This is a genomic window from Micromonospora sp. CA-269861, assembly GCF_050948505.1.
In the GTDB taxonomy this organism is placed as follows: domain Bacteria; phylum Actinomycetota; class Actinomycetes; order Mycobacteriales; family Micromonosporaceae; genus Micromonospora.
Genome location: NZ_CP192014.1, coordinates 2,295,884 through 2,309,012, shown reverse-complemented (window position 1 = coordinate 2,309,012; position 13,129 = coordinate 2,295,884). Strand labels below are relative to the sequence as shown.

13 protein-coding genes are annotated in these 13,129 nt (G+C 72.6%); 7 read left to right on the top strand and 6 right to left on the bottom strand.

The features are described from left to right. Positions 1-71 precede the first annotated feature (71 nt). A complete protein-coding gene (locus tag ACQP0U_RS10590) occupies positions 72-332 on the top strand; it encodes a hypothetical protein (protein WP_184184204.1) in 261 nt (86 codons plus the stop codon). Here the strand turns inward: ACQP0U_RS10590 and ACQP0U_RS10585 are convergent. Beyond that, a complete protein-coding gene (locus ACQP0U_RS10585) occupies positions 290-1,603 on the bottom strand; it encodes an MFS transporter (RefSeq protein WP_433317963.1) in 1,314 nt (437 codons plus the stop codon). The two genes, ACQP0U_RS10590 and ACQP0U_RS10585, sit on opposite strands and share 43 nt — an antisense overlap. Positions 1,604-1,760: 157 nt before the next feature. Between ACQP0U_RS10585 and ACQP0U_RS10580 the strand changes: the two genes are divergently transcribed. Next, the gene (locus ACQP0U_RS10580) at positions 1,761-1,970 is read left to right on the top strand and encodes a hypothetical protein (RefSeq protein ID WP_196922173.1); all 210 of its coding nucleotides are present in this window, start codon (positions 1,761-1,763) and stop codon (positions 1,968-1,970) included. Here ACQP0U_RS10580 and ACQP0U_RS10575 read toward each other — a convergent pair. Further along, on the bottom strand, positions 1,967-2,416 hold the full coding sequence (locus ACQP0U_RS10575) for a hypothetical protein (RefSeq protein ID WP_433317961.1): 450 nt from the start codon (positions 2,414-2,416) through the stop codon (positions 1,967-1,969). The two genes, ACQP0U_RS10580 and ACQP0U_RS10575, sit on opposite strands and share 4 nt — an antisense overlap. A gap of 163 nt (positions 2,417-2,579) precedes the next feature. On the opposite strand from ACQP0U_RS10575, the gene ACQP0U_RS10570 reads away from it, so the two are divergent. Further along, positions 2,580-2,933, top strand: coding sequence for a DUF6401 family natural product biosynthesis protein (locus ACQP0U_RS10570; RefSeq protein ID WP_433317959.1), 354 nt, complete (start codon positions 2,580-2,582; stop codon positions 2,931-2,933). Positions 2,934-3,001: 68 nt separating this feature from the next. Here the strand turns inward: ACQP0U_RS10570 and ACQP0U_RS10565 are convergent, their stop codons facing one another. Then, positions 3,002-3,811, bottom strand: a complete 810-nt coding sequence (locus tag ACQP0U_RS10565; RefSeq protein WP_433317957.1) for a mechanosensitive ion channel family protein — start codon at positions 3,809-3,811, stop codon at positions 3,002-3,004. A 198-nt stretch (positions 3,812-4,009) separates the two neighbouring features. Between ACQP0U_RS10565 and ACQP0U_RS10560 the strand changes: the two genes are divergently transcribed. The 3 genes from ACQP0U_RS10560 (at position 4,010) to ACQP0U_RS10550 (ending at position 8,251) form a co-directional block, all read left to right on the top strand. After that, entirely contained in the window at positions 4,010-6,148 is a 2,139-nt protein-coding gene (locus tag ACQP0U_RS10560) for a SpoIIE family protein phosphatase (protein ID WP_433317955.1), read from the top strand. 25 nt (positions 6,149-6,173) lie between these two features. Continuing rightward, the gene (locus ACQP0U_RS10555) at positions 6,174-6,851 is read left to right on the top strand and encodes an HAD family hydrolase (protein WP_433317953.1); all 678 of its coding nucleotides are present in this window, start codon (positions 6,174-6,176) and stop codon (positions 6,849-6,851) included. Positions 6,852-6,955: 104 nt separating this feature from the next. Beyond that, positions 6,956-8,251, top strand: a complete 1,296-nt coding sequence (locus ACQP0U_RS10550) for a cation:proton antiporter (RefSeq protein WP_433317951.1) — start codon at positions 6,956-6,958, stop codon at positions 8,249-8,251. Between the two features lie 41 nt (positions 8,252-8,292). Here the strand turns inward: ACQP0U_RS10550 and ACQP0U_RS10545 are convergent, their stop codons facing one another. Then, positions 8,293-9,252 carry an NAD(P)/FAD-dependent oxidoreductase gene (locus ACQP0U_RS10545; RefSeq protein ID WP_433317949.1) on the bottom strand — a complete coding sequence of 320 codons (960 nt, stop codon included), beginning with the start codon at positions 9,250-9,252 and terminating at the stop codon, positions 8,293-8,295. An 83-nt stretch (positions 9,253-9,335) separates the two neighbouring features. Between ACQP0U_RS10545 and ACQP0U_RS10540 the strand changes: the two genes are divergently transcribed. Further along, complete coding sequence (locus ACQP0U_RS10540; RefSeq protein WP_091402204.1) at positions 9,336-9,554, top strand: DUF3072 domain-containing protein; 219 nt, start codon at positions 9,336-9,338, stop codon at positions 9,552-9,554. Between the two features lie 31 nt (positions 9,555-9,585). Here ACQP0U_RS10540 and ACQP0U_RS10535 read toward each other — a convergent pair whose 3' ends face one another. Further along, complete coding sequence (locus ACQP0U_RS10535) at positions 9,586-10,086, bottom strand: metallophosphoesterase family protein (protein WP_433317947.1); 501 nt, start codon at positions 10,084-10,086, stop codon at positions 9,586-9,588. A 130-nt stretch (positions 10,087-10,216) separates the two neighbouring features. Further along, positions 10,217-13,093 (bottom strand): ricin-type beta-trefoil lectin domain protein, encoded by a 2,877-nt coding sequence (locus ACQP0U_RS10530; RefSeq protein WP_433317945.1) that lies wholly within the window; start codon positions 13,091-13,093, stop codon positions 10,217-10,219. Between the last annotated feature and the right edge of the window lie 36 nt (positions 13,094-13,129).

The following is a 13,129-nucleotide window of genomic DNA, read 5'->3' as shown; positions in this document are numbered from 1 at the left end:
CCCGGCGGCCATCGCCGTACCCCGGCCCGGTCGCCCGTTTGCGATCATCGTGCCCGGGTACGGCTGGTGGTATGACCGACGACAACATCAGGGTGTGGCGGGACGAGGAACGGCTTCCGTTGGAGGAGCTGGAGCGCGCCGTCTCGGGCTCCAGCCTCGACGGGGAGGCCGACGACGTGACCGGCAACGACGCCGGCGAGGAGGCCACGTTCGGGCACGGGCCGGCCGCGTCGGACCGCGACGGGGCGGTCCGGGGCAACAGCCGGGAGGACACCGACCCGCAGCGCGCCTACCGTCCGTCCACCACCGGCCGGACCGGGCCGGACGTCTGACCCTCGCGTTCGGGCTGGGCGGGCACCACCGGCGCGGGAGACCCGGCGGTGGGGCGACGGGCGCCCCATTCGTAGAGCGCGATCAACGCCAGCGCGAGCACCAGCAGGGCCGAGCCCAGTACCTGCACCGACGTGTGGGCGATCAGCACGCCCAGCCCGGCCGGGACCAGCGCCGCGCCGACGCCCGAGGCGCCGATCTGCAGCCCGATGGCCCGGTCCGCGTGCGCCGCGCCGACCCGCTCGGCGGTGGTGAGGGTGAGCAGCGGAAACACCGGCGCGGCGGCGAAACCGACAACGACCAGGCCGAGCACCGCCACGACGGCCGGTCCGGGTACGGCGATCAGCGCCGCGCCGACCGCCATACCGGCCAGGCTGACGCGCAGCACCAGCCCCGCCCCCAGGCGCTCGGCCACCAGGCCCTGCACGACCCGCCCGACGAAGAGACTGCCCCAGTACGCGGACACACAGCCGCCGGCCACCGCCGGGCTGAGCCCACGCCCCTCGGTCAGCAGGAGGAACGCCCACAGGCCGGCGGCCACCTCGATGGCCACGTACAGCATGAAGGCGAGCAGCCCCGACCAGATGGCCGGCAGCCGCAGCGTGTCCAGGACCGGGACCCGGACGATCGGTGCCGGCCCGACACCCGTGCCGGTGGGCCCGGCCGGGGCGGCGGCGCCCACCGTGGCGCCCGCCTCGGCGCTGGGGCCTCGACGCCAGGCCCGCACGGTGAGCGCGAACGCGACGGCGAGGACGAGTTGAGCGGCGGCCACGATGCCGTATCCCCAGCGCCAGGCGAGCCCGGCGCTCAGCACCCCGGTCATGATCAGTGGGCCGATGGCCACGCCGAGGCCGAAGAAGGCGTGCAACCAGTTCATGTGGCGGGGCCCGAAGGCACCGGCGGCGTACGCGTTGAGCCCGGAGTCGACCGCGCCGGAGCCGAGCCCGACCAGCAGCGCACAGCCCACCAGTACCGCCAGCACCGGGCTCACCGAGAAGCCGGCCAGCGCCAGGCTGGCCAGCAGGGTGCTGCCGGCGAGCAGGGCGCCCACGCCGACCCGGGCCAGCGTGAAGCCGGCCAGCACGCTGGAGGTGAGGTAACCGACGGTGCCGGCGGTGAGCACCCACCCGACCGCCTCGGTGGGTACGTCGAAGTCGCCCCGGATCGACGGCCAGCCGACGCCGAGCAGACTGTCGGGCAGGCCGAGACTGACGAACGCGAGGTAGGCCAGCAGGAGCAGCGAGGCGCGGGGACGCGCGGGCGCGGTGGACACGAGGCACCATCCTGCCGCAGCGCACCCTAGCGCCGTCGGCACCCGATCGCTCGTCACGCAAAGAAGTCGTGTCCGTAGGGTCGAGAAAACGGACAGCTCATCCAGAATCGGCCGATCGGAGGACGGCAAGCCGGCCGGTTCGCGTAAGAATTTCGGGATGCATCAAGGCTCCGGAATCCTCTCCACGCGTCAGCGCCGGCTCGCCTGGCTCGGCTTCCTGCTCGCCGCGCTCCAGGCACCCGTGTCCGCCTGGCTCGTCGCCGACGAGTCGTGGCTGTTCAGCCTCTGCGTCGCGCTGATGGTGGCCACCGTGATCATCGCCGACGACGCGGCACGGCGACGCCCTGCCGACGCGACAAGCGACTAGTCTCCGCCGCCCGGCCGGGCCTCGTGGCCCGGCCGGCCCCGACTACGGCGACGTTCCTTCATCTCCGCCTCGTAGAGGTGGCGCCGCCCGCCCACCAGCTCGTCGCGGGCCTGCTGGTCCACCTCCCGGAACAGCGCGTGGTAGCCGTCGTCGAAGTCCTCGACGATCTGGAACGTCCACCGTCCGGCGATGACGTTACGGCCGCGCAGCTCCGTGCCGATCCGGTCGGCGAGGTGCGGATGCCCGGCGGCGCGAAACTGCTCCACGGCGTCGTCGAGCATCAGATCGGCATGGCCGATCAACTGGTGCATCGAGTAGAGGTGCCCCCGGGCCCGCTCCACACACTCCAGCGCCTCGCTGAGCTTGCCGAGCGCGGCGACCGTCGCGTCGCTGACCCCGTCCGGCCGCCGGTGCTGCTCGTCCGGTCCGTCCGCCTGCTGTCCCATCCGTGCCTCCGTGCCGTGTGCCGCCATCCGTGGGTGGTTCTCCTGCTGCCCCGTCTGTGCCGGATCAACCCCCGCGGCCAGCGGCGATCGCCTCAGTGGCGCAGCCGACATCCACCGAGCGGACGAGGTCGACGCGGTCACCTGTCGGTTAGCCTCGGTCACCATGCGTGTGCCGTTCAACCGGGTCGCTTCCCGTACCGCCGTCGACTCGGCGCGGTCCACCCTGGCCGCCCTCACCGTCTCCGTGGGCACCGTCGGGCTCACCGCCGCCGCCGCGCGACCGGGTCTGCTGGCCCTCGTCGACCAGCACGCGGCGGCCGTCCGGGACAGCCTCGACGGGGACCGCACGCCGCTGACCGCCGCGGCGCTCGCCGGCTACGCCGAGGGGGTGCGCGCCGCCGCCCTGGAGCACGGGTGGGCGCCGCCCAGCGGGCCGGTGGACTGGAGCAGCCCGGAGTGGCTGCTCACCCGCCTACTCGCGGTCTGCGCGCTGGCTCGCGCACTCGACCGGGACTGACGCGCGAGGGAGGGCACCCCGCGTCGTACGCGGAACACCCTCCCCAGCCGTCGTGCCGTTACGCCCCGCTACGAGCGGTACTGCTGCGCTTCGTCCACCTGAGGCATCGTCTGGGTGCGGTCGCCCCCGCGGTCGGCCATCTGCCGCTCCACGTCACTACGTCCGGCCGACGTGGCCTGACGCTGCTGCTGCACCGCCCGGGCCTCCTGCGCAGCCCGCTGCAGCCACCCGTCCCAGCGGTTCTGCATCGGTTTCACGAGACCACCGCCCACGCCGACGATCAGGATGCCGGCCACCGTGGCGAGCACCGCGATCAGCACCGGAGTGGTCACCGTGGTGGCGATACCCACCTGGTTCAGTGCGGCGATCACACCGAGCGCGATGATGAAGATCGCGGTCAGGTCGGCCAGAACCTTGCCGTACGAGAGCCCTCCCAGCGCCCCGGTGACCAGATCCCGCACAGCGTTGGCGATCGCTGCCGCCACCACCACGATGACGATCGCGATGAACGCACGCGGCAGCCAGGCCACCACGCCGCGGATCAGGTCACTGATCGCGTTGGGCCCCCAGACTCCGAAGGCGAACTGCAGTGTGAACAGCAGTACGGCGTAGTACGCCAGTCTGGCCAGAATGTCGCTGGCGTCGTACTTCGTTCTCTCCAGGGCCCGTTTGATGCCACCGCGTTCGACCGCCTGGTCGAAACGCACCCGTTCCAGCACCGTATCCACGATCTTGAGGACGGCTCTGGCGATGAGCCAGCCGACCACGAGGATGACGATGAAGGCCACTGCCTTCGGGATGAAGAGCAGCACCGACCTCCAGGTGTCGGCGATGGCATCGCCGATGTCGGCCTGCCGGACCGCGAGGGTTTTCAGCATGATGTCCCTCCTGTCGCATGGACTGCGCCGGGCGCATACCCGGCAAGGGGTCCGGCAGTCCGCGCAGCGTGCGGCGTTTTTCGCGACAGACCGCCGGACAGGGGTCCTGAACTGCCTGAACGGCCACCGCGAGGGACGCGGCGACGGCCCGCCGCCGTGGTCGGATGCCTTTTCCGGTCGGCCGACTAGGCTGCGAACATGCCAGGAACGGTCGGGCGGGTCCCCACGCCAGCAACTCCGGGCCCGGGCGTACCCACCGGGTCCGGCCCGGCCGTCGGCGTGCTCGCCCATGACTGGGCCAGCACCCCGCTGGGCCCAGCCGACGAGTGGGACGTCGCCCTCCGGGCCGTGGTGGAGCTGATCATCGCCTCGCCGATGCCGATGGCCCTGGCGTACGGCGACGACCTCGTCCTGCTCTACAACGCCGGCTACGCCGAGCTGCTGGGCACCAAGCACCCGAGCGCCCTCGGCCGCCCGGCCGCCGAGGTTTTCGCGGAGATCTGGGCGTTGCCCGGCGTCGGTGCGGTGATCGAGCGCAGCTACCGGCAGGGCGAGCCCTTCCTGGAGAAGGAGTCCACCCTGCCGCTGGTCCGTGGGCACTCGGCGACGGTGGAGCAGGCGGTCTTCACCCGGGGCTACTCACCGGTGCGCGACAGCGCCGGGCAGATCGTCGGCGTGTTGACGGTCGCGGCCGAGACCACCCACGTCACCGAGCAGTTGCAGAGCCTCAGCGAGGTGGCCGCGGCGCTCGCCGGCACCCTCACCCTCGACGACGTGGCCCGGGTGGCACTGCGGTACGCGATCACCACGTTCGACCCTGACCAGGCCTCGTTCGCTGTCGACGAGGGCGGCGGCGGCTGGCGCATGGTGCGTCGGGTCCGTGGCGAGTTGCTGGACGAGGCCGACGAGCGGCTTCCCCCGCTCTGGCGGCGGGCGGCCACGGACTGGTCGGCCCCCGTGGTGCAGGCGGCACGCTCCGGCGGGCCGTCGTTCACCCGCGACGGGCAACCGCTGCGGGACACCGCAGTGGACCGGCACGACCAGAAGATCCGCGCGATGGCGGCCCTGCCCCTGGGCACCTCGGTGGTCCGCGGTGGGCTGGCGGTCGGCTACCAGGTCCCGCACACCTGGTCACCAGCCGAGCGGGCGCTGCTGGCCGCCTCGGCCGAGCTGATCGGCCAGGCCGCGGAGCGGGCCCGCCGGTTCGAGACCCAGCACGGCACCGCCCAACTGCTGCAACGCAGCATGTTGCCGGAGCACCTGCCGGATCTGCCCCGGTTGCGGATCGCGGCCCGCTACGACCCGGGCGTGGACGGCAACGCGGCGGGCGGCGACTTCTACGACGCGTTCCTGCTGCCCGACGGCTCGCTCGGCGTGGTGCTGGGCGACGTCGCCGGGCACGACGTGCAGGCCGCCGCGCGGATGGGGCAGGTCCGGGCCGCGCTGCGCGCCCTGGCCCTGGCCGACCCGGCGCCCGACGCGGTCCTGGCCGGCCTGGACCGGCTGGTGTCCAGCCTCGGCGCGGAGGCGGGCACCCACGAGCTGTTCGTCACCGTGGCGTTCGGGGTGATCGACGCGGAGCGGCGGGAGCTGACCCTGTCCAGCGCCGGTCATCCCGCACCGCTGATCCGCCGCGGCGACCCGGATGGTCGGTTCCACGCCGAGTACGTCGACGTGCCCGCCGGACCGCCGCTGGGGCTGGGCGGGCGGCCGGGCACCACGACTGTCGCGTTCCGTCCCGGTGACACCCTGCTGCTGTTCAGCGACGGGGTGGTGGAGCGTCGCCGGCAGAGCCTGACCGCCGGGCTGGCCACCCTGAGCGACGCCGTCGCCAAGGCCGGCAGTGGCGACCCTCGCGCGCTCTGCGCGGTGGCCACCGCGGCGGTCCCGGGCGGCACCGAGGACGACGTGGCCGTGCTGGCGGTCGAGCACGCCCTGAAACCGAGTCGCTCGGCGAGCATGGAGGTGCCGGCGGAGCCGACCGCGCCCAGCCGGGTCCGGCACTGGCTGACCGGCCAGCTCACCGAGTGGCAGGTGCCCGAGTCGGTGATCGGGGCGGCGGTGCTCTGCACCAGCGAGCTGACCACCAACGCGTTGCTGCACGCCGGCACGGCCGCCCGGGTGGAGATCGACCTCAGCGCCGAGCGGTTGCTCGTCTCGGTAGCGGATTCCGGCACCCGGGGCACCGTGACCCGGGCCCGTACCGACACGTTGAGCAGTCGCGGTCGTGGCCTCGGCCTGATCGAGGAGCTCAGCGACGCCTGGGGGACCGACCCGTCGGTGCGCGGCTCCACCGTCTGGTTCGAGATCCTCACGCCACCGGCCGCGCATCCCTGAAACGCCCGAGGTTAGGAGGACGCCCATGCGTACCGACCGGCCCGCCGGGGTCCTCTTCGATGTCGACGGCACCCTCGTCGACACCACCTACCTGCACACGGTGAGCTGGTGGGAGGCGTTACGCCAGACTGATCAGCCGGTGCCGATGGCGACGGTGCACCGCTCGATCGGGATGGGCTCGGACAAACTCCTGGACCACCTCCTCGGCCCGGAGCGGGACCGCGACGCCGACTCGAAGCTGCGCGACGCGCACGACACCCTCTACGCCGAGTACTGGGAACGACTCACGCCGCTACCCCGGGCGGCCGACCTGTTGCGCGCCTGCGCCGAGCGGGGGTTACGGGTGGTGCTCGCCACCTCCGCCACCGAGCCCGAGGTGGGCGCGTTGCGTCGGGCGCTGGCCGCCGACGACGTGATCGACACGATCACCTCCGCCGAGGACGCCCAGCAGAGCAAGCCGGCACCGGACATCCTGGTCGCCGCGCTGGAGCGGTCCGGGTTGGCCGCCGAGCGGGTGGTCTTCGTCGGCGACTCGGTGTGGGACGTCGTTGCGGCCGGGGCGTTGAACATCCCGTGTGTGGGCCTGACCTGCGGTGGCACCAGCCGCGGCGAGCTTGCCGGCGCGGGTGCCGTGGCGGTGTACGACGACCCGGCCGCGCTGTTGCACGAGTTGGCGGACTCGCCGCTCACCCGGCCCCGGTGAGGATCACCCGGGTCCACCGACACGTACGCGCATAGCCGGAGCCCTTGTGGGGCAAGGTCTGTCACCACCTGCCCGCGCCTCGCGGGTGGCTGAAGGGTGGTGCCGTGGAGCCGGTAGATGTCGCGTTCGCGCTCGTGGGCCTGGGCGCTCTGCTCGCGGGCATCCTGCCGCGGGTGCTGGAGCGGCGCCCACTGTCCATGCCGATCGCCTTCCTCGCCCTCGGCATGCTGGTGTTCCTGCTGCCGGTCGGGCTGCCGTCACCGGATCCCCTGGCCCACCCGGAGCTGACCACCCACCTCACCGAGATCGGGGTGATCGTCGCGCTGATGGGCGCCGGGCTGAAGATCGACCGGCCGTTGAGTTGGCGACGGTGGTCGTCCACCTGGCGGCTGCTGGCGATCGCGATGCCCCTGTGCATCGCGGCGGTGGCCCTGCTCGGCTGGTGGTGGGCGGGGCTGGTGCCGGCCGCCGCGCTGTTGCTGGGCGCCGCGCTGGCCCCCACCGATCCGGTGCTCGCGGCCGACGTGCAGGTCGGCGAGCCGACCGACGTGGAGGACTCCGAGGACGAGGTCCGCTTCGCGCTGACCTCCGAGGCCGGCCTCAACGACGGCCTGGCGTTCCCGTTCGTCTACGCCGCCATCGCCATCGCCTCGACAAGCCTCGCTCCGGGCGACTGGCTGGCCGAGTGGTTCGCAGTGGACGTGCTCTGGAAGATCGGCATCGGCGTCGGCGGTGGCCTGCTCATCGGCTGGTTGCTCGGCAAGCTGTTCTTCCGCGCGCCCAGCAAGCTGCGGCTGGCCCGGCACGCCGAGGGCTTCCTGGCGTTGGCCGCCACGTTCCTGGCGTACGGGCTGGTGGAGGTCGTCGGCGGGTACGGCTTCCTGGCGGTGTTCGTTGCCGCCCGGGCCATCCGGGCCGCCGAGCGGACCCACGAGTTCCACTCGGTGCTGCACGACTTCGCCGAGCAGGTCGAACGGCTGCTCACCCTGGTGCTGTTGCTGCTGCTCGGCGGCGCGATCGTGGGTGGCCTGCTGGGCCCGCTGACCTGGCCGGCGGCCGCCGTCGGGCTGGCGCTGGTGTTCCTGGTACGGCCACTGATCGGCTGGTTGTCGCTGCGCGGCGCCCCGGGACGCCCGGCCGAGCACTGGGTCATCTCGTTGTTCGGCATTCGCGGTGTCGGCTCGTTCTACTACCTCGCGTACGCCACCACCAAGGCCGACTTCCCGCAGGCCGAGCTGCTGTGGGCGACCGTCGGGCTGGTGGTGCTCGTCTCCGTCGTGGTGCACGGCATCACGGCGACCCCGGTGATGCAGCTGCTCGACCGGGAGGGCGAGCGGACCTCCGACCCGGCCGAGCGGAAGGCCGACGCTCGGCCCGTCGCGGCAGCCGGGCACGCCTGAGCGCGTGCCGCGAACCAGGCGGACACCTGGGCGGGCGGGTCTCAGGCCAGGCGGGCGGCCAGCGCACGACCCAGGTCCCGGCCCGAGCGCCAGGCGCTCTGCACCCGGGGCTTGCCGAACGCGTCGCCGGCCAGACCGATCCCGTCGGCGTCGAGGTGGTGGGTGGCGCCGGCGGCGTCGCTTGTCGGCTTCGCGTACGTCCAGCGGTGCACGTGCACGTCGACGGCCTGCTCGGGCAGCCCGAGCAGATCCCGGACGGCCTGCTCGATAGCCGGGCCGGCCCCGGTGGGTTGGGCCAGGTGCCCGGCCGCGAACTCCGGCACGGTGTGCGCGACCAGCACCGGCGCGCCGTCACCGCGCCGGTCGCCGTCGTCGCAGACGAGGTTGAGGACCGGGTGCTCGTTGACGAACGCGCCCTGGAAGTCCGGCCAGCGCCGGGTCGGGAAGCGCAGCACCGCGGCCAGAGACGGCGACCAGCGCTGCGCCTGCACGGCCCGGGTGGCGTCGGCCAGGGCCGGGTCGAGCAGCAGGGCCGCCTGCGGGCCCGGCATGGCCAGGGCGACCGCCGCGCACGGCTCTCCGTCCACGATCGGGCCGGGCTCCACGGTGAGCACCAGCCGGTCGACCGTCACCGGCACCTCGCCGGCCAGGTGCTCGACCAGCGAGCGCAGCCCACCGGGGGCGGCGAAGCGCATCGGCCCGGTCACCTCGTGGTTTCCGGTCCGGTCGTACGCCTGGAAGGTGTCGGTCCACTCGCGGACCAGCCCGGCGGCGCGCCACTGCTCGACCAGAGCGGCGAAGTCCGGGTCGGTGGCGGTGAAGTAGGCGGCCCCAATGTCCGCGGGCCGGCCCTGGAAGCGTTTGCTCGCCATCCGGCCGCCGCGGACGTGCCCCCGCTCCCGGACCTGCACGGGCACCCCGGCCCGGGTCAGCTCGACCGCACAGGCCACCCCGGCGATGCCCGCCCCGACCACCACGACACTCGACCTGTCCACCGTCATCCGATGATCGTAGGTGGCGGGCTTCGGGCATGAACCACAGGCGATCGGGGTACTGGCACACCTGTTCGAAAGAGAGGGTGATGATGATGACGGACCGCCGCACCGAGCAGGCCGACCAGAATGCCGCGATCAAGGACCCGGACGAGTGGGTCACCGGCGACGAGCCGCCGACGGCCGCTCAGGAGTCCTACCTGAGCACGCTGGCCCGGGAGGCCCACGCTGACCTCCCGGACGACCTGACCAAGGCCGAGGCGTCCAAGCGCATCGACGAACTCCAAGCCGAGACCGGCCGGGGCCAGTAACCCTCCGCGATCCTGCGCGGGGGCGGGGCGGTCAGGGGCGGGGTACGGGGTTGAGACGTACCTTGATCAGGTGGCCCTCGCGGACCTCGGCCGTGAGGTAGGTCGCGTGGGGTTGGGAACGGCGGTCGGTGGGTGAGCCGGGGTTGAGCAGGCGCAGCCCACCTGGCGCCTCGGTGTCCCAGGGGATGTGCGAATGCCCGAAGACCAGCAGGTCGACGTCGGGAAAGCGGGCCGCGCACCGCTTCTCGCGGCCGGTCCGTGGCCCGGTCTCGTGCACCACCGCGATCCGCAGGCCGTCGAGCTCGACCCGGGCCACCTCCGGCAGCCGGGCGCGCAGCGCCGGGCCGTCGTTGTTGCCGTACACCCCGATCAGTCGGCGCGATCGCGCGGACATGGCGTCGAGCAGGGTCTCGTCCACCCAGTCGCCGGCGTGCACCACCACGTCGGCCTCCTCGATGGCCGCCCAGAGGGGTCCGGGCAGGTCCCGGGCCCGCTTCGGTACGTGGGTGTCCGCCGTGAGCACCAACCTCATGCCGGCATTGTGCCCCGAGTCCCGGCCGTCCACCCCGGGGGACGTGGTGGACGGCCGGGCTCCGCCTCTGCCGCCCGGCCCCGTGCGTCAGCGACGCTCGGGTACGGGTGCCGAGCCGGTCAGGGGACGGTCACGGCAGGGTCCACCGTTGCGCCCCGGTGCCGTTGCAGGTCCAGATCCGCAGTTGCCGACCGTCGGTGAGGTCCGAGTTGGGGATGTCCAGGCACCGCCCGGACTGGGGGTTGCGCAGACTGCCGTCCGACTGGGGGGCCCACTGCTGGGCCCCGCTGCCGTTGCAGTCGTAGAGCTGCACGAGCGTGCCGTCGGTGGTGCCGCTCGCCTTCACGTCCAGGCACTTGGCGAGCCCCCGCACCGTGCCGTCACCGGGCAGGGTCCAGCGCTGCGCGGCGGTGCCGTTGCAGGTCCAGGTCTGCACCTTGGTGCCGTTCGCGGTCTGGCTGGAGGCGATGTCCGCACACTTGCCGAGTGCCTTGACCTCACCGGTGCGCGCCCCGCCGGAGCCGACGCCGGGGCCGGTGAAGGTGTAGCTGTCCACGTCCAGCAGCGCCCCGCTGCCGCCGGTGACGACCAGGTACAGGTCGTGGGTGCCGTCGTCGGGCCTGGTCACCGTGGCGCTCAGCTCGGTGTAGTTGTCCCAGCCGCCGGTGTTCGGCACCGCGATCCGGGCGACCTCGGTGCCGGTCGGTGAGTCGTACCGGAAGGAGAGGGTGCCGCCGGAGCCGCCGGAGGAGACGCGGGCCCGTACGCCGGTGATGCCCTTGAGGCTCACCGCGTGGTGCCGGACGCTCTCGCCGTTCTGGACGTCACCCAGTCGCTTGCCGCCCTCGGCCGCGGCCTGGTCGATCACCTTGGGGCCGTTGAGCTGGACGAAGTGCTCGGCCTGCCACTGTTTCGGGTAGAGGCTGATCTCCTGCTCACCGGTGAGCGCGGCCGCGCCGGTCGCGCCGCGATCGGTGTAGCTGCCGCGGAGGACGAAGAAGAGCACCGAGTCCGGGCCGGCGTGCACCGGGCCGGTGTTGAAGGTCGCGCCGCAGCCGGTCCCCTCCCCCTCCTCGTGGGCGTGCTCCTGATGGCCGAGCGCGGCCCGGACGACCACCGCCGAGCAGGCCGGCGTGCCGTCCTGCGGGTCACTGGCGGTGGCGCCCACCGTCAGGTCCTGCCCCCAGTCGAAGAGCCCGCCGGCGGGCAGGCCGGTCAACGTGACGGTCGGCCGGTTGTTGCCGACCACGACCGGGACCAGTGTGGTCGCGCTGCGGCCGGTGCCGTCGCTGACGGTGAGCCGGGCGCTGTAGCTCCCGTTCGCGGAGTACGTGAAGGACGGGTTCGCCGCGGTCGAGTCGGTACTGCCGTTGTTGGTGAAGTCCCAGGCGTACGTCAGCGGGTCGCCGTCGGGATCGGAGCTGCCGGCGCTGGAGAAGGTCACCGAAAGGGGGGCCAGGCCGTTGTCCCGGTTGACGGTGGCCTTGGCTGCCGGCGACCGGCCACCCTGGACGTAGTTGATTTTGTAGAGGCCGGCGTCGACCGCGCCGGAGAAGTAGCCGCTGCCGTACTCCAGCAGGTAGAGCGAGCCGTCCGGGCCGAACTGCCAGTCGATCGGGTGGACGAGCTTCATGCCGGCGAGCACCGGCTCGATGACGGTCGGCGCCCCGGTGGACGGGTTGCCGTTGTCGAACTGGACCTCCTTGATCCAGTTGCGGCAGTACTCGGAGATCAGCCACTTGTTGTCGTAGTAGGCCGGCCACTTCACGTCCGAGACGAGGTTCGGGTCGTAGTGGTAGACCTCGACGTGGTTGGGCGAGCCGCACCCACCCGGGTTGTCCAGCGCCGGCCAGTCCTCACTGCCGCCGTGCTGCTCCCAGACCAGTGCCGGTTTGGTCGGCGGAAGCTGTTGGACACCCGTGTTGCGGGGTGAGTTGTTGACCGGGCCGGTCGAGCCGCCGCAGGGGAACCAGCCGCGCGGGGTGGCGGTGGCGAAGTCCCAGTCGTTGTAGGCGACGTTGGGGCCGCCGCAGTACGGCCAGCCGTAGTTGCCGGGGCCGTTGGCCCGGTTGAACTCGTCGTACGCCGCCGGGCCACGGTTGGCGAGGTCGGCGCCCGCGTCCGGGCCGACCTCACCCCAGTAGAGGGTGTTGTTGGCCTTGCGGTCCACCCAGATCCGGTACGGGTTGCGTACGCCCATCACGTAGATCTCCGGGCGCGTTCGCGCGGTGCCGGCGGCGAAGAGGTTGCCGGTGGGGATGGTGTAGCTGCCGTCGTTCTCCGGGTGGATCCGGTTGATCTTGCCGCGCAGGTCGTTGGTGTTGCCGGAGGTGCGCTGGGCGTCGTACTGCGCGTTGCGGTTCGTCCGCTCGTCGATCGGGGCCATTCCGGCGGAGTCGCCACCGGAGTTGGTGTTGTCGCCGACGGCGAAGTACAGGTTGCCGGCGGTGTCCCAGCTCATCGAGCCGGCCGAGTGGCAGCAGAGGTCGCGCTCGGTGGGCCACTCGATGAGCATGTCCTCGCTGGCCGGGTCGAGCAGCAGGGTGGACGGGTTGAAGGTGAACCGACTGATCCGGTTGACCAGTGGGGTGACCTTCGGCGAGTAGAAGAGGTAGACCCAGCGGTTGCTCGCGAAGCCCGGGTGCAGGGTGATGCCGATCAGGCCGTCCTCGAAGCGGGCGTCCAACGCCAGGGTCAGGGCCACTGTGGTGGAGCTCGTCGCCGGGTTGTAGAGGCGGACCTGGCCACCGGCGCTGCTGGTGCCCCGGTTGATGTAGAAGACCTTGCCGTCGGGGGCGACGGCCAGTTCGATCGGTTCACCCATGGAGAGGCCGCCGTCGAGGGCGACCTTCTCGAAACCGGTGGTGGCGGGCGGCGCGAGGGCGGCGGCCCGGGCCGTGGACGCGGCGGCCGGGTGAGCGCCTGCCTGGGGGACGAGACAGAGGGCGAGCAGGACGGTGAGCAGGGTGGTGGCGCTGACGAGACGTCGGCGCGGTGTGCGGGACACGAGACCTCCAGCTGTCCGGGGGATCTCGGTGCCGCT